16 protein-coding genes are annotated in these 15686 nt (G+C 49.7%); all 16 read right to left on the minus strand.

The annotated features are described in order from the left end of the window. Nucleotides 1–193: 193 nt before the first annotated feature. The gene (locus ACN0YR_RS09905; protein WP_417849052.1) at nt 194–1252 is read right to left on the minus strand and encodes a hypothetical protein; all 1059 of its coding nucleotides are present in this window, start codon (nt 1250–1252) and stop codon (nt 194–196) included. A 148-nt stretch (nt 1253–1400) separates the two neighbouring features. Then, nucleotides 1401–3362: a hypothetical protein gene (locus ACN0YR_RS09910; protein WP_417849053.1), complete on the minus strand. Its 1962-nt coding sequence runs from the start codon at nt 3360–3362 to the stop codon at nt 1401–1403. 156 nt (nt 3363–3518) lie between these two features. After that, nucleotides 3519–3968, minus strand: coding sequence for a hypothetical protein (locus ACN0YR_RS09915; RefSeq protein WP_417849054.1), 450 nt, complete (start codon nt 3966–3968; stop codon nt 3519–3521). Between the two features lie 124 nt (nt 3969–4092). Next, nucleotides 4093–4956, minus strand: coding sequence for a hypothetical protein (locus ACN0YR_RS09920; RefSeq protein ID WP_417849055.1), 864 nt, complete (start codon nt 4954–4956; stop codon nt 4093–4095). Between the two features lie 45 nt (nt 4957–5001). Beyond that, entirely contained in the window at nt 5002–5505 is a 504-nt protein-coding gene (locus ACN0YR_RS09925; RefSeq protein WP_417849056.1) for a hypothetical protein, read from the minus strand. 63 nt (nt 5506–5568) lie between these two features. Then, nucleotides 5569–6012, minus strand: coding sequence for a hypothetical protein (locus tag ACN0YR_RS09930; RefSeq protein ID WP_417849057.1), 444 nt, complete (start codon nt 6010–6012; stop codon nt 5569–5571). Between the two features lie 43 nt (nt 6013–6055). After that, the gene (locus ACN0YR_RS09935) at nt 6056–6478 is read right to left on the minus strand and encodes a hypothetical protein (RefSeq protein WP_417849058.1); all 423 of its coding nucleotides are present in this window, start codon (nt 6476–6478) and stop codon (nt 6056–6058) included. A gap of 142 nt (nt 6479–6620) precedes the next feature. Further along, nucleotides 6621–6980, minus strand: a complete 360-nt coding sequence (locus ACN0YR_RS09940) for a hypothetical protein (RefSeq protein WP_417849059.1) — start codon at nt 6978–6980, stop codon at nt 6621–6623. A 77-nt stretch (nt 6981–7057) separates the two neighbouring features. Next, a complete protein-coding gene (locus ACN0YR_RS09945) occupies nt 7058–7285 on the minus strand; it encodes a hypothetical protein (RefSeq protein ID WP_417849060.1) in 228 nt (75 codons plus the stop codon). A 162-nt stretch (nt 7286–7447) separates the two neighbouring features. Then, nucleotides 7448–7720 carry a hypothetical protein gene (locus tag ACN0YR_RS09950; RefSeq protein ID WP_417849061.1) on the minus strand — a complete coding sequence of 91 codons (273 nt, stop codon included), beginning with the start codon at nt 7718–7720 and terminating at the stop codon, nt 7448–7450. A 179-nt stretch (nt 7721–7899) separates the two neighbouring features. Next, a complete protein-coding gene (locus tag ACN0YR_RS09955) occupies nt 7900–8442 on the minus strand; it encodes a hypothetical protein (RefSeq protein ID WP_417849062.1) in 543 nt (180 codons plus the stop codon). Nucleotides 8443–8737: 295 nt separating this feature from the next. Then, complete coding sequence (locus ACN0YR_RS09960; RefSeq protein ID WP_417849063.1) at nt 8738–10204, minus strand: tripartite tricarboxylate transporter permease; 1467 nt, start codon at nt 10202–10204, stop codon at nt 8738–8740. A 21-nt stretch (nt 10205–10225) separates the two neighbouring features. After that, on the minus strand, nt 10226–10741 hold the full coding sequence (locus ACN0YR_RS09965; RefSeq protein ID WP_417849064.1) for a tripartite tricarboxylate transporter TctB family protein: 516 nt from the start codon (nt 10739–10741) through the stop codon (nt 10226–10228). Continuing rightward, the gene (locus tag ACN0YR_RS09970) at nt 10738–11736 is read right to left on the minus strand and encodes a tripartite tricarboxylate transporter substrate binding protein (RefSeq protein WP_417849065.1); all 999 of its coding nucleotides are present in this window, start codon (nt 11734–11736) and stop codon (nt 10738–10740) included. Before ACN0YR_RS09970 ends, ACN0YR_RS09965 begins: the two co-directional genes overlap by 4 nt. 126 nt (nt 11737–11862) lie before the next feature. Beyond that, nucleotides 11863–13179, minus strand: coding sequence for a DUF1552 domain-containing protein (locus ACN0YR_RS09975; RefSeq protein WP_417849066.1), 1317 nt, complete (start codon nt 13177–13179; stop codon nt 11863–11865). 33 nt (nt 13180–13212) lie between these two features. Continuing rightward, a complete protein-coding gene (locus ACN0YR_RS09980) occupies nt 13213–15642 on the minus strand; it encodes a DUF1592 domain-containing protein (RefSeq protein ID WP_417849067.1) in 2430 nt (809 codons plus the stop codon). Between the last annotated feature and the right edge of the window lie 44 nt (nt 15643–15686).

The following is a 15686-nucleotide window of genomic DNA, read 5'->3' on the forward strand; positions in this document are numbered from 1 at the left end:
TCGGTCAGAAGGGGGTGTGAATCTGGGGAAAAAGTAACAATTCGTCCGTTTTTGCGGTTTCTAGCTATTCTGACGAACATTCCAAAAGGCTGAGTACCTTTTGAATTCAGCAAAAATGGCTCATTTTCATGAAAACACCCCACTCAAAGCAGGGCAGCCTGAATCAGGGCTGGAATTGCTGTCCCATCGAGACTTATGGATTTTCACGAAGATTCACTGGAATCTCCGGAAGCAGAAGTGGATTCGGTTTTCTGGCGGATTGAGCCTGAGTTCGGTCTGGCAGGTTGGCTGCATCTGACTTCCAGAAGTGCGGGCGGAAATCACGCATTGGACCGAGTCCCGGAGGAGTACGGTGATTTTGTTCCGAATAAAGTCCGCGAGTCCCCTCGCTCGCAGGACAACCAACATTCTCAAGAATCGACTTCGCTGCACTTTCAGCAGTCTGATAAGCGAAGAAATCATTCAGACGACTTTTCGGAGTCACGCTGATCAACTCCAAACCAGCCAATGAAATAGATTGTCGAGAGAGTCTCAAATACTGCGCGACTCGAAAGTAGTGAAAATCTGTTTGAATTGCTGAGTCGAAGGATTTTGATTCATCAAAGTGATACTGCGGTCCCAATGCAATCTCCCGGATCTCCTGCTTGCTGATCCCATGCTTTTCACAGCGTTTCAAAAATTCTCCAAGCAGCTCATTTTCAGAATATTCGAGTCCACACTCCCTGGCTCGTTGCAGAAATAACTTCGAAGGAGAAATCCCCATCTCACATCCAGCGAGATACAGTTTCCGGAAACCGAGTCGATAAGCGATGTGAATTGCCTGAATCATCGAATCTTGCCAGTCGGTGATGCGTGGCAAGCTCGCATCAGGAAACCCGGAGAATCCGGCGTCGCGGTTTCTGTCAAAAAAGATCGTAGAGGGAGACTCACAAACTTTATACGCTGATTCAGGAACAAGATTCATGGATCGGCAACGATGAACGAATTTGATCACCGAAGGGTCCATATAAATGGATCGATGAAAACGGGCCGTTGGATCGTAACTTGTCCAGAATGTGGGCCGTAGCAGTTGGCTGCCTGCCAGATTGATAGCAAATTTGGGAGACGGAGAGTTTTGAATCGCGTCAATCGGCAGCGAATTTAAAGAAGGACCACCACCGATAATCCAGCAGGAGCTTGATGTCGGCCCGGCATACATGTTTTGAATGTTGATCGAAACCTGAGTTCCATCTGTCTGTAAGCGAAAAAACATGCTTCATTCCCAAATCATATAACCAGAGATGTGTAAAGAACCCAGAAGAAAACTCAGTTCGTCATTTCATTCAGAGCGTCAACGTCCCCGATGAAATGCTGATTCTCCCGATCAAGGAGACAGTTCCCGAAGAGATTCACAGCGATTTTCACGGATCAGAACTCAGGTCAATAGTGCTCTCCCAGAACTCAGCTTCACTTGTGAACTCTGATTGCCCAGCGCCGCTCCACGATTCGAGCAGACCGGTCGTTGCCCCATCCGAACTCGATATCTCCGGCTCCCGCTCTGTCCCATTACTTCCAGAATTTGAAATTCCGGACTCCCCGCTCATCGACAATGCTCCTCCCAATGAGGATGTACTACCTTGAGACGAGGTTGATTGCTCACTTCTTGAAACCGAACTCGACATCGATGAAGCGCTCTGCTGTGATACTCCTGATTCTGTACCTGACAGGCTCTCCTCATTCTGCCCGCTTGAGGTAGAAGATTGTTGAGTATTTTCATTGAGACTTTGTTCACTTCCCGGTTCCGAATAGGACGAAGAGTTTCCATCAGATGTCTCGCCAAGGCTTTCCTGCGAACTCCAACCATTTGAAGTGCCTTGAGAGGAATACATCTCTGATGAAACTGGAGTCGAACTCTCTGAAGACTCAGCGACCGAAGAAGCCGAAACCGTAGAAGCGGAAATCGAATCACTCCCCAAAACCTCTCCGCTCTCTGATTCCGAATCTGAAGATGCACGACTCCAACCAGATGACGTGAAGTCGGAACTCGCCACTTCGGAGGAGTCGATATCGCTCGAATCGAGACTTGCTGAAATGAACGATGAAAGATAAGAGTCAGTCGGAGATGGGTGAACCGGCGGTTGAGGCGGAGGAGGATCACCCACTGGAATTGATGGTGGCAATGTGACGTCACCACCAGCTGAAGGCATTTGGTCTGGCAATTCCCATCGCTCATCATGTGGAGGCTCCGCCCAGAGCTCACGTGGATGAATCGGCCCAAGCTCCATTCGCATCCGTGGGGTGCCGTCAAAATAAACCCTCACTGTCTCTGCGTATGAAAACGTCAAGAGATCCCCTGATTGATCATAAACTGCGTATCGGCCTTCCCAAGGTTTGGAGAGTTGAGCAACGTTTGTTGTTTCAATCATGTAGCGGCTTTGTGGCTGCGAATAGGTCCGAAAGAATTCTTTCGCAAACGAGAATGAATCGTGTTGAGTCCGCATCCAGGGAAGCCAGATGCGAAAACGCCGCTCACCATGGGCTGCCCGGCTGATCGGTTCTACAAAGTTGCCACGCCACCGAAATGATCGGCGGGCAATTTCCTCCGATTGATCACGCTGATCATAGATGTAGTCGCCAGTCAGCAAGAGCCGATTGAAGAGGTGCTCGCGATCTCGAATCTCAATCAGCGAAGTAAGATCGACTCCTTCCCGGAATTGTGCGAGAGGTGTGTCGCGGCGGCGGAGAAAGAAAAACTCCCCCTGCTCATCAACGCCCCATGATGCCGATTGAGCGCGAACAGCAAGCTCTTTCAAAACGCTACGAACTGATTCTTCGCCACGGAACTTCAGGCTCGTCGCAGCCGCATTCTGCTCGGGGTATTCAACTTGCACGGGATGATACGTGATGTGAGTTTGGGGAGCGACGTATTGCTGCATGAGCAATTTCACGAGATCCACAGCGTCAGCAATGGAGTCGTATGTTTCCTGATCACGGTCAGGGTCATGCTGAAAAAGATCAGTGTTGGCATAACGATGTGGCTTCTGACCGTCCGCCCCCTCCCCGAATCCTCCCGGAAAAACTTCATTCAGTTCAATCGACATGCCTTCAAGTCGAAATCGTGTTTGAGCGGGACTCTCCGCCACACGTTCTTCAACACGCCCAAGATACCAGCGTTCGGAAGCTTTGTATTCAAAGCTGATCCAATCTCCGACATCGACCTGGTCGCGGTCAAAGAATTCATTCGCAAGTATCAGTTCCGCTGCTCCGCATCCTCCTTGCCGATTCAGTTCGAACCAGCATTTCTTCAATGCCTGCAGCGAAAGGACCACTGGAGTTCCAGCAGGAGTCGGACCGTGATGAAGGATTCGTCGTTCGAATGTCATGGTGAGTCTTCACATTTCACTAGAGCATCTTTCGAATTGGTGTACAGGGTCTGCCTCGTGGCGAACAGCAACTTTATTGATGGAACGCGTTCTTCACGGGCACACGGTAGAGCGAACTGCTCTAGCAAACCGATTCGTGCAGGACCGGGGTGATATTTATTCTGGCAACAGACCGGAATACAAATGCGGATCAGCGGCATGGATCATTGCAGAGAACGAATACAGGTGCTGATTCGAAAGATCGAATTCGAATTTCGTCGTCGTGCATGCCTTGAAGTATCGGTGATCTGGCGAGGAGTCATCTGCGAAGACAACGAGCGAGAAGGTCCCCACAGTTGCATTGACAGAAAGTGCGTCTCGCAACGTTTCCAGCACGGCAAACATCTCCGGTTCCGACACTTTGAGAGAACCTGAGTGTTGTCCAATTTGCCCCTCGATTGCGATGTCTGCCCCTTGCCGGGAGTGTCCCGTCAACTGGTCACCATCTCGCAAAGGGACTTTCATTTTTTCAAAATCCCAGGCATCACGAACTCGAAAGACCAGAATCGGACGCGGAAGCTCAACCTTGATTCCGCCTCTGGCAATCGCTGGATGAAACATCAACATGATTAACTTGCCTTCGTGAATTGATTTAAAAGGATGCGAGAAAAAAAATCTGCGGCGACAGAGTGAAGCCTCGTAGACTCGCGCTGCTTGATGCTCTGGGATCGTTGCCTTCAATCCGGGTGACTCACCCCTGGCGAATACGCCGCCCAATCCCCTGAAGCTCCAGATTGCGTAACAATGCCTCCGACTCAGCTGCTTCAGAGACCTCGATGGTGATGCCGCCAAAGTGGTTATTCGTCATTGAAGTTTGACTGAAGTCACGAGACTCGACTCTGCTTCTTACTCGACCCTGGATTTGTCCGTCACGACGTGTCGGCTTTGTTTGTGGACCTTGCAGGCTTGAGAGCGAAGAAGATGACTCTCGATGACCAAGACCAGCAACTTGCGGAGCGCCGCTACCAATAAATTCATTCCCATCGATTCGCACTCGATTCGGGACAGAGTTCAAAGCCTCCAGGAATCCAAGACCAAGGGCTTCAACAGCGGAACGATTGATGACATATTCCCCCGAGGTCAAGTTCGCTGGAACGCGATCAATTCCAGAACGCCCAGAGACGAGCCCCCCGCTCGCCATTCTTCGAGGCGTCTGACTGGGGACTCTTCCACCTCCCGGAAACGGAAGTGGAAGAGAGGCGGGACCGACTGAGGGAACCGAAGGAATCGCCTGAATGGCAGCGGCGGTTCGCTGTGCAGCTTGAGTTAATTGCTGCAGAGACTGCATTGCAGAGCTCACATTCAAAGTGATGGGTCGCTGAGAAATCGATTGTAATTGCTGACCGATTCTTGCGATGAGGTTGCTCACCTGCTGCAACGGTCCAATGGCCTGAGAGAGTCGGCTGAACGATGAACTGAACTGGCGCGCGGAGTTAGTCGACTCCGAAATCCGGCTCTTCAGATCATCGAATCGATTCAAGACAGAGTCGAGTTCGTGCTGAAGTTCTGAACTGTCACCCAGAATTCGAACCGTGAGAGACTCAGAAAAAGACATTGAACGACCTCACCAGAAAAGGGAAAAGAATAACTTCAATGACGCCTACAGCCGCGAAATTGTCGGTGCGGTTTGAAAGGCCTTGCCTGTAAAGGAAATGAGGTTTGTGTCATCACCTTCCGACATACTGAGTGATTCCCGATAGACTTTTTCGAAAACAACTTTCTCGCTGGCCACTCCGGCAGGATCAAGAATCGTGAACTCAAAGGTGAGAGTTTGTTGCTCACCAACGGCTGAAGTGCTACCAAGCCCAGCGTTCGGGTGGAAAGTCAATGTCTCATACAGTTGCAACGGATCAGCGGCATTGATTGCAGCTCCCAAAAGCTGAGTCCATTTTGCTGTGAACGAAATGGAAACCGATTCGTCGTCCCCGCTGCGGGTATGCCCCTTTGCAATTGACCCGCGGTCTTTCACTTCAATGGTGTTCTGTCGCTGAGTCCAGGTGAGATCGCCTTCATCAAGAAGAACGGTTAGAGCTCCAGCGAGTCCATTATCTTTAATCACAAGTTCGCCATCACGAAGATTTCGAGTGAGGTTTGAAACTGCCATGGAAAATTCCTGTCTGTCTGATTTGGGGAAGTGATGTTGGGAGAAAATTCTGAAAATCGTCGGCTATTCGCTAAGACCGATGGCGCGTGCGTGATAGGAGAGCAGCAAGTGCTGCATCGTGTTTACATCCCCGACGGTTTCAGAACGCGATAAATCACGCACAATCGGTTCCGAGAACCGTATCTTGCCAACGTCAGTTTCTAATGACGTTGAGACATAAATCGGGATTGATGCTGCCTGAAAAGTTTTCCGTACTGTGTCGGCAAGTTCGTTGATGGATCGCTTATTTCGCTCGCGAGAAAAGAGATGAACATCCACCAGAAGTTCGATTTGAACTGGAGCATCCGGCCGCCTGGGTCTCTCTTTGATTTGCCCGATCCAAAATTCCATCCAACGCTCTTGTTGGGAGACGTCGAGAGTCGTCCCAGAAAAGAGCGTGACCACTCCTTCAGGCCCATTCGCTGACCAAAATTTTTGCAGCGATGCTGTAAGATCGGAAATGTTCATTCGGAAATATCTCTCTGCGAAATGGGTGACGAGGCTTCTCTTATCAGGAGAGGTGAAACATGCTGCGGATACGCCCCAAGACTCCTGCCAGTGATTCACGCAGCATCGAGAATGGAGCCATGCGAGATGTGCCATATTCCAGATGAGTGATGTAAGGGACGTTGTTCGCGGCAGTCACAAGACTTGTCGTTCTGTCGCTGGCTGATGTCGCAGTCCCTTCACCGGAAGAGCCCCCCATCCCAGAGCTATGAGTGACTCCCGTAGATGTCCCAGAAACTTGTTCAGCGGCAGCTTCCCACCCGGAGCGACTGCGTCCGGTGTCGACCGGATTGCGTTGAGCTGTGTTCGCCAACACATCTTGAGCAATCTGTTGGACCATCTCTTGCCTGGCCTGAAGGATCGTTGACTCATTCAAGTCGCGAAGTTTCTGGCTAACAGTGTCTGTAATTTCAATTCGCATCGGCATGTGTCGAGGTCGATTTCAGGGGGAATAGGTCTTTAAACCTGATCTACGATTCGCGCTCTCAAACATTGAGAAAAGCGGCGATTCCAATCATTTTTCGGACCGGTTTTAATTCAGAGAGATACAACAGGACTTGAAAAGAATTTCAGAAGCCATCGGAAAAACATTCGAGAGCAACCGTCCCCGGCAGATGCGAATGAGAAATCAGCTCGACTTTGTAGGTCGATTCATCAAAGATCACGCGAGCAGTGTTCAAGTTGACGTTCAAAGGAAAATCATCGACTGCAACGATGAGGATCAATTTTTGAGTCGGAGCAATCGCCGCAGTGGCGGGTGAATGCCTAGACTGAACCTCGCCAGCGAGAACCGTAAGCGCGGAAGTAACGACCGACTCTTCCATCTGAGCCGTCTCAGGATCGTAATAGGACTGCACCTCTTCCAGAGTCGCTGCGACTCCCCAGTCTTTGAAAATTTGCAGAGTGTCCGATTTGAGAATGTCTAGCATGAGAGGCTCGTCAGTTCATGAAAATGAAGTAAGCAAAAAGGCACAACACCTGAAAAAATGGTCATGACTAAGCAGCGCTATGAGATCACCTTTCCGACAGCGACACTAAAAATGGCACCAAGAACAAAAGTCAGAACAGCGATGACAGGAGTCAGGTTATGTTTCCAGACTTCGATCTTTCGCAGACGCGTTTCATGATCTCCGAGAAGATCATTCATCGACGTCACGGAAACTCGCAGACTTTCGAGACTAATCTGAATTTGACAAAGTGATTCGAGAATGCGGTCAAGACTATCGTCGTGCATTATTAGCGACTCATACATTGGTGGAGTGACTCGAACATTTTGATTACCCGCCATGCCCTGAAGACCGTATTCACGGCTTCATAAAGTGGTTGCGGATTCCAGCGATTTCTCTGGTGAAATGCGTTTCAAACGGACACATGAACACAGGGAAAGAAAACTGCCCTAGTCGGTGAGCACCGCCTGCGAAGTGGACCAGGCGGGCAATGTGTTCAGAAGGTGTTGATAATGTGCTCGGGCAGTAAGCAACGCATTGAGATTCGCTGCACGGTCTGTCGATTGTCCAGCTTTCCCAGGGACTGAGTATTTCAGTGCAGAAAGTTTGCCTTCGCGAACAAGGTTAGTGATATCGAGATCAATTTGCTTCAGGATTCCTTGAATTTGTTGCGAGGTCAATTCGCTTCCTGAAACGGAATCAAGGTTGGTTAAGTCGGTCATAGCTTATCCTGATGTCACTTCGCAGTTCGATTCTTCGTAGAGTCGTATCGAATTAAACGCGAGTAAAGAAAGTTGATGAGAGTAGCCAAGCTCGTGAAACTGACTCGGCTCGATCCCGAATCGTTCACAGGTTCGCAGCACCCAGAATTCAATCGTGCGAGGCTGTTGCCAGTTCTTGTTCAGCTCGAACTGTTGACCGGCAGCGAAGAAAAATTTGCTTGCGCTTCCCGCAAATGACCATCCAGCATGTTGCTGATTCGACAAATTTCATTACAGAATGAAATAAGATCTCCAGGAGTAAACCCCGCTTGTTCGAGTTCTTGAAAGACAGTATCTGCGAAATCCCCCCAGCTGAGTCCGTTCGTTTCACCCACTTCTGGAGGGACGGTTGCAAAGCAGACACTGCTGTCGTTACGAAGAGCTTCAACGACAGCAAGAACAGCGACCCGTTGATGATAGAGTTCAGAATCGGAGAGGAACTCTGCGGAGTTTAAATCAGAATGAGTAACGACTTGCCCTGCGTGGTCTCGTATCGGTTTTCCAGTTGAATCACGAGAAATCTTGACTGGCGGAGCCGGGGGAATAATCCCTTTGTCGCGAAGTTTTTTCTGAAACCCGAGTGGGAGCGGGCTTAGTTGAAACGTCCAGTCTCTTCCATCTGGACGTTTCAACGAAAATGGTTGAAGAAATTTAAGTTCGAGGTCCTGGCCAAGAAGTTTCATCTGCGTCGTCTCGATATGTTAAAAACATGTTTGCAACGTATTCGCTCTAACTTCACCTGAATCCGAGTGGCATCGATGGAGAACATTTCTCAGCACATCGGTTTGCAAGTAGGCGATTAACCAAGACGAGCTGGTTGCGCAATCTGTTCAACGAGAGAGTTCTCCCAGGCCTTTTGTGCCCGTAAACTCGAAACGAGAGCATCTTTCGAATTGGTTTGCAGGTTCTGCCTCGTGGCGAACTGCAATTTTATTAGAGAAACGCGTTCTTCACGGGCACACGGTAGAGCAAACTGCTCTAGCGAGGCTGTTTTTTGAGCAGAGACCAGAGCGGTCGCAAAACAAAAGCAAGAACGAGCAGCAAAACGAGCGTGAGTGAGATCGGTCTTGTGAAGAACGGGACAATGCTGCCCTCACTCGCGATGAGCCCAGCGCGAAGTTTTTCTTCAACGAGTGGACCAAGAATCAGACCAAGAATCATTGGGACAACAGGGACTTTGCAAGCCTCTAAAAAGAATCCAATCACCCCGAAAGCGAGCATCACATAGACATCAAACATGCTGTTGTTGATCGCATAAGCTCCTACAGTAGAAAAGACGAGCACACCCGCCAGGACGATTCTTTTTGGGAGTTTTTGAATCAGGCCAAAAGCTCGAATCCCTGCCCATCCGCAGGGAACCAGCATGAATTGAGTCACAATCGCGATGGTGAAAATCGCGTTGACTTGCTCGCTTCCGTTCTCGAAAAGAAAGGGTCCGGGCTTAATTCCGTGAACCATTAAAACGCCGAGAACAATAGCAGTCACGGCATCGCCGGGAACTCCGAAGACAAGTGCGGGAATCCACGCCCCGGCGACAGCAGCATTATTGGCGCTCGTTGGAGCGACAACGCCTTCAGTCGTCCCCTTGCCAAAGTCTTCAGGATTCTTTGATGACGACTTGGCAATTCCATACGCCCCCCAGGCAGCGACGTCGGCTCCGGCTCCGGGTAAAGCTCCGATCAATGTTCCGACAAGAGCGGAGCGAAAGACGTTCCATTTCTGTCTCCAAACTTCCGGGAGAACAGAGAAAAATGTCGAGGTATCAGCCTGAGCGGACGGCTTACTCAGAGAGTTTTGCTGTCCCACATTTCTGAGAACTTCAGCAACGCCAAAGAGTCCAATCATCACTGGGATAAAATGAAGGCCGGCAAGCACGTCTACATTTCCAAACGTGTATCGTTGAGCGTTACTGACCACATCCTGACCGACTGCCGAAATAAAGACCCCCAGCGTGGCAGCTAGCAGTGCTTTGGAAGTTTTCCCCATGGTGACCATGGCACTCATCGAAAGCCCGAAAACTCCCAGCCAAAAATATTCATAATCGCCAAACATGAGTGCAAATCTAGCGAGTTGCGGTGCGATGAGTATGAGGGTCACCACGCCAATCACTCCGCCGATTGAGCTGCAAACCAGGTCGAGACCGAGTGCGTAATTTCCCTTCCCTTTTTTTGCCAGCTGAAAGCCATCGAGCGTCGCAGCGGCACTTGCGGGAGTCCCGGGAATGCGGAGCCAGGTAGCCGGAATATCACCGGCGAAGATCGCAGTAAAACTGACTCCGATAATCATCGCCAGTCCGGCATTTGCGGACATGTGAAAGCTGATCGGAACTATCAAGGCAACCGCCATCGTGGCGGTTAATCCCGGAGTTGCCCCAACAAAAATTCCCAGCAACATCGCCAGAAACCAGGGAATCAATACCGATGGCTGACAAAGTTCAACAAACACAAACGTGGACCTGGTTACTGATCAAAAGAGACTCCCCGCAGGCAGGGAGACCTGAAAGACCAATTGAAACAACACGTATACAAAGATAACGATAGCAGCAGCCGAAACGATCGCTTCGCCCCAACGACTTCCGAACAGTTTCAGAAGCGCAAGCAGAAATACCGTTGTGGATACGATGAACCCGACATAACTGAGGCTGATTACATAGAAGACAAGAGCGCATAAAGTGATTGCGACTCGCTTCGGAGATGCTGTCTCCGTCTCGGAATGAGTCTCTGTTTTTTTTGAAATCTGTTGAAGCAAATTCTCTTTGAAGATGGCTGCGAAAATTTGTGCAATCCCGCCCAGCAACAAGATGATTCCAGTCGCGACAGGAATCGCTTTGGGACCGGGATCATGGTTCCCGAAGTCGAAAGTTTCAATCTGTGTTGAAAAACACAAAATCGCTCCGCCCAGAACGAGAAGAAATATTCCAAATGCGGCAGTGCCAAAAGGAGTCAACTCCGATTGCTGGTCTTCGGTTTGTTCTGAACTCATTGTTTGGCATACCCAGCGAGTTCAATGACAGGCGTCCATAGCGATTCTTGCTCATCAAGAAACTTCGTGAACTCATCGGGGCCGCGGACCACGATGGCAAATCCGTTTTTGTTCATGAAATCCTTGAACTCATTAGAGGCCGCAATCGTTTCACATTCGCTGAGAAGTTTCTGAACAATTTCTGGGGGAGTCTCTTTGGGGACTGCAAGCCCACGCCAACCAACGGCAGACCAGTCGTACCCCTCCTCCTTCAGGGTCGGGATGTCGGGGAAGTCTGGGTGTCGCTGCTCATCCATGACTGTCAGTAGTCGAAGTTCACCAGCTTGAATTTGCGGCATCGCTTCAGGGACGCTGACAACAACGCCATCAATGTGCCCCCCCATCAACTGAACGAGTGCTGGCGCAGATCCTTTCGAAGGTACCCAAGTCACTAAATGATGCTCAATTCCAGCAGCGTTAAGCATCCCGACTCGGGCAAGATCCCAGATTCCCCCGCTCGCTGTTCCTGACATTTTCAGTTTCTCGTCAGAGGTCTTCACGTCAGCTAGAAACTCTTTGATGTTATTCCAGGGAGCATCTTTGCGCACGACGACAGCTGCCGAATCAGCGTTGATCTGCATTAAGCACTGATAGTCACGGTATGTTAAATCGCTGATTCCCATTTGCTTCATCATGCTGAGTTCAACGGTGATCATCCCAAGGGTATACCCGTCTGCTTTTGCACGTGAGACCGTTGAATGCCCAATCGCTCCACTGCCACCAGTGCGGTTCATGACGACAAATGGGTTATCAAACTTGGATTGTAATTGCTCTGCCCAAAATCTGGCACAACGATCCGTCCCCCCTCCAGCCGACCAGGGGCAAATCACAGTCGCTGTTTTATTGGGGTAGTCGTCAATGAGTGCCTGAGGATCTTTGGGACAACCTGAGCAGAGAAGAACTGCTGGGAGGGTCACACAAAGAACAACCCATCGATAATGAGATAGAATAGACAATCGACAACCTCTTGACGGAACGCAACGAGAATTCACAAATCTTTGAGAAAGCATCTTCTCAAGATGATGAAATTGTGCAAGAGACTGAATTGCGAAACTCGAACTCAACAAGCTTAATCAGTAATCTCAAACTGACTCCAGCCCTCGAATTCCAGCCCCAGTGCTACTACCAAAAGATTCAATTTCAATCCCCATTTGCTGAGCAAACGTAACGAGCATGTTCGCCATTGGCGTATTGTCATTGGCATCGTGAGCCGTATAAGCACCATGCTTGAATCCACCACCAGCAACGAGAATTGGAAGATTTTGTGCGCTGTGGCTGCTGGCATTTCCAAGATTGGAACCGAACATGACTGTCGTGTGATCGAGGAGCGATTTTCCTTTTTCACTGACGTTTCGGAGATTCGATAGAAAGCGATTAAAAGCCTCGAATTCAGCTTTCTCGATGATTTTCAGTTCGTCTATTTTTGCAGGATCTTTGCCGTGATGCGAAAGATTGTGCCAATCGTTCTGGACTCCCGGTATTTTGGGAACGGCATTCATTCCACTGATTTGAAAGGTGATCGTTCTCGTGGAATCCGACTGAAGAGCCAGACCAATCATGTCGTACATTAAATTTTGTCGGGCAATCGCATCTGTTTTCTCGGCAATATCTTTCGGTGGTACTGCTTCAGTTTCGGGTTTTGGTTTAGTCGCCCAACTGGAAGATTGTTTGAATCGGAATTCGAGATCACGAATCGCAGAGAAATATTCGTCGAGCTTTTCCTGATCGCGTTTCCCAAGTTTTCGATTGAGTTTTTTCGCTTCACCTTGAACAGTGTCGAGAATGCTCAGCCCTCGTTGCAGCCCGCGAACCTCATCAGCGATTTGATTTTTGGTGCCATCAATGAAGAGAGCTTTGAAAATTTCCGAGGGGCGGGTCTCTCCAGGAATTTCAACCCCGTTTGCATTCCACGACATCGAACGCCCACTTGTTGAGAGCGCAAGATAGGGAAAACGGGTATGAATCCCAACTTGCTCAGCGATGAGTTGATCGATCGATATTGTATTCTTGAAACCTGCCAAACCGGGACGTTGTGCAGATGTCAGCCAGGTCAATTCAGAGGCATGCCCATTGTTGCCCTGCTGCTCTGGATGTGAGAGCCCAGACAGAATCGTCAATTGATCTCGATGCTCTTTGAGGGTTTCCAGATAAGGGGTAAGCTCGTAATCGGAACCTTCCTTTTCAGGAAAGAGCGCGGGAGTATGCAATCCAAGCGTTGTGCAAGTTGCCAGAAATCGGTGTGGAGATTCGTCCGCTTTAGTTCCGTCAGCGAAGAGCCTGCTTCCAAAGCAGGGGAGCATTGCATCAAGAAACGGCAACGAGAGAGCAACTGCTCCGGTTCCCCTTAACAGATGACGGCGGTTGAGCGGCTTCGTTGAGGAGAAGAAAATTCTTTTCATGATGCTCTCTTTAGGTGAAGCGATGACTCGACATTATTTGTTTCTGAAAATTTCGCTTTGAATCACATCGTGGATGAGATCTCGAATTCCGTGCTGCTCTTTGATTGCCGTCTCAACGATTATCGCAATTTCGTTACGGTCTGAAAATCCGAGTTCTCGACCAGTCGCGAAGACGAGCAATTTCTTAACGAACGATTCCGTCAGTATGTACTCATCCTGGGCAAGATGATCTCTGAATTCCTGAAAACCAACGAACTTACGCCCATCACTGAATTCTCCACTGGCATCAACTTCAAGACCGACTCGGTATTGCGTCTTTCGACCGTGAACAATGAGATTCACTTTCTCACCATTTCCGATGCTGCGAAAGTTGTCTCGCCATCCACCAATCGGGTTGAAGCTCTCCAGAGCAAACCCGGGCGGGTCAATCATTTCATGACAAGTTCGGCAACTCTCGGAATTGCGATGCTTGGCAAGAATTTCACGAAGTGTGGACGCTCCACGAATGTCTGGTTCTACGCCTGATATTCCGGGAGGTGGCGGAGGAGCGTGCTTTCCCATGATTCTCTCAAGCACCCAGACTCCGCGAACAATGGGTGATGTATTCGTCCCATTTGCCGAGACCTTATGGATAGAGGCCTGCGAGAGGAAACCGCCACGAACGTGCCCAGGTGGAAGTTTGACTTTACGAATTTCCGGACCATGCACTCCATCGATTTGATAGTGATCAGCCAGGCGATTATTCAGCATGGCGAAATCGGACTTCACGATGGTTTCGATGGGCAGATTATTCTTGATTTGCTCAGCGAAGTAAGCACGGGTTTCCTTGATCATGGAGTCGAGGAGAAACGCATCGTACTCCGGAAAGAGATTTCGATCGGGTGTCGTAAAATCAATATCACGAAGATTCAGCCAGGCGTCTGTAAAATCGTCGATGAATCTTTCAGAGTGCCTCCCCTGCAAAAGTCGATCTGCCTGTTCCTGCAGTACGGTTGGGCTGGCAAGTTCTTTTTGACTCGCGCACAACCGCAATTCTTCATCAGGAGATGAACGAGAGAGGAAGTAGGAAAGACGATTAGCAAGAGCGAAATCGTCAAGCTCTCCTGAAGTTTCATTGAAGTACAGAAAATCGGGAGCGCAGAATATCGCGGTGGTCGCTGTGCGGAGAGCTTGTTCGAATGAATCACCACTTTCCGTTTCAGCAAGAAACAGTGAAACGTACGGCTCGACCTGATCCGCAGTGACAGGACGGCGGAAAGCATGTTCTGCAATTCGACGGAGGACCGCATGCGCATCTTCACCTGGCCTTGAAGAGCCGACTTCAAACTTCGGTTTGTACCACGATTTCTTTTTGTCATTCGGATTACGAGGCTCGAGTTCTTTGCGATCAAGTCCCGTAAAAAGCAATTTGTGCCCCGGACTCGGGAACTCGTTAATGAGTGGGCCTTCAAACTCAACAGACTGTATCGCCAGCCCGGGGCCGGTATAGTTTTCAATCCCTTTGCTCTTGATCTCGTATTTTTCGTCGTAGATTCCGAAAGGCCGGATGTCGAGCATATACCGATTCTCAATCCATGCGGTGAGCTCGATTGTTGTCGGCTTTCCGGGTGGCATAGAGAAATAACCGAACGTAGGTCGTTCCACTCCACGGACGAAAGTTGTCGCACCGACAGAAAATGTCACCGGCTCGTTCGACTGATATGCGTAACCCTTGACACGGATGCGGTACAATCCTGGACTGCGTGTCCCCGCCGATCGCAGCATTCCTGTCGGATAGCTGAAATCTTGAAAGAAGACAACGGCGCCATCTTTGGCCTTGAGCCATTTGTCTCCAATGAAGCGATCCCCTTCCGATGTTTCTGCGTAACCTGTTTTAATGAAGGTCGGCTCAGGAGGCGTAACCGTGCTTGCAATCGATGCATCGAGAACCGTATCCATCACATTGAGATATTGCCTCAGTTGCACCATCGACATACTGAGGGCATTCCCAACATTGTCGAATTCATGGGAGCGACCATCTGGAGGAAGCATGGCTGCGAGGCGAAGGTTAGTCCCAAAAAGATCATTGATCGTGTTCTCATACTCTCGCCCGTTAAGACGGCGGAGGACAGTCCCTTTTTTTAGTCGGTGAGCTGAGTCAAGTGCGTCCGATGTCGCTTTGACAAACGCTTGGCGCACAGTCGCTGGGACTGGTTCCGCAGCTTTGGGTGGCATCTCTCCAGCATCGACGCGATCATGAATTCGCACCCAAGATGCCATCGTCTGGGGATCGAGTAAATTCTTTCCCAGAGCAGACAAATCGAGCCCCCCCTCTTTGGTCGTCGCGTCATGGCAATCAAGACAATGTGAACGAAAGAATTCTTGAGCTCCCGATGGTGCTAACTCATCTGCGTCCGTCGACGATGTCACGACGAACAGGAACACCAGAAAAATTGACAACAGTTTGAAGGAGAGACGGTTCATCGTAGAGGTGCTTGTCTGAACTCAGAGGATTGGAAACCTTCTAG

The organism is Thalassoglobus sp. (genome assembly GCF_048270125.1).
In the GTDB taxonomy this organism is placed as follows: Bacteria; Planctomycetota; Planctomycetia; order Planctomycetales; family Planctomycetaceae; genus Thalassoglobus.

Excerpts from the sequence above, each read along its gene's own strand:
- ACN0YR_RS09905 (WP_417849052.1), bottom strand. The coding sequence starts at position 1,252 with ATGTTTTTTCGCTTACAGACAGATGGAACTCAGGTTTCGATCAACATT.
- ACN0YR_RS09910 (WP_417849053.1), bottom strand. The coding sequence starts at position 3,362 with ATGACATTCGAACGACGAATCCTTCATCACGGTCCGACTCCTGCTGGA.
- ACN0YR_RS09915 (WP_417849054.1), bottom strand. The coding sequence starts at position 3,968 with ATGTTGATGTTTCATCCAGCGATTGCCAGAGGCGGAATCAAGGTTGAG.
- ACN0YR_RS09920 (WP_417849055.1), bottom strand. The coding sequence starts at position 4,956 with ATGTCTTTTTCTGAGTCTCTCACGGTTCGAATTCTGGGTGACAGTTCA.
- ACN0YR_RS09925 (WP_417849056.1), bottom strand. The coding sequence starts at position 5,505 with ATGGCAGTTTCAAACCTCACTCGAAATCTTCGTGATGGCGAACTTGTG.
- ACN0YR_RS09930 (WP_417849057.1), bottom strand. The coding sequence starts at position 6,012 with ATGAACATTTCCGATCTTACAGCATCGCTGCAAAAATTTTGGTCAGCG.
- ACN0YR_RS09935 (WP_417849058.1), bottom strand. The coding sequence starts at position 6,478 with ATGCCGATGCGAATTGAAATTACAGACACTGTTAGCCAGAAACTTCGC.
- ACN0YR_RS09940 (WP_417849059.1), bottom strand. The coding sequence starts at position 6,980 with ATGCTAGACATTCTCAAATCGGACACTCTGCAAATTTTCAAAGACTGG.
- ACN0YR_RS09945 (WP_417849060.1), bottom strand. The coding sequence starts at position 7,285 with ATGCACGACGATAGTCTTGACCGCATTCTCGAATCACTTTGTCAAATT.
- ACN0YR_RS09950 (WP_417849061.1), bottom strand. The coding sequence starts at position 7,720 with ATGACCGACTTAACCAACCTTGATTCCGTTTCAGGAAGCGAATTGACC.
- ACN0YR_RS09955 (WP_417849062.1), bottom strand. The coding sequence starts at position 8,442 with ATGAAACTTCTTGGCCAGGACCTCGAACTTAAATTTCTTCAACCATTT.
- ACN0YR_RS09965 (WP_417849064.1), bottom strand. The coding sequence starts at position 10,741 with ATGAGTTCAGAACAAACCGAAGACCAGCAATCGGAGTTGACTCCTTTT.
- ACN0YR_RS09975 (WP_417849066.1), bottom strand. The coding sequence starts at position 13,179 with ATGAAAAGAATTTTCTTCTCCTCAACGAAGCCGCTCAACCGCCGTCAT.
- ACN0YR_RS09980 (WP_417849067.1), bottom strand. The coding sequence starts at position 15,642 with ATGAACCGTCTCTCCTTCAAACTGTTGTCAATTTTTCTGGTGTTCCTG.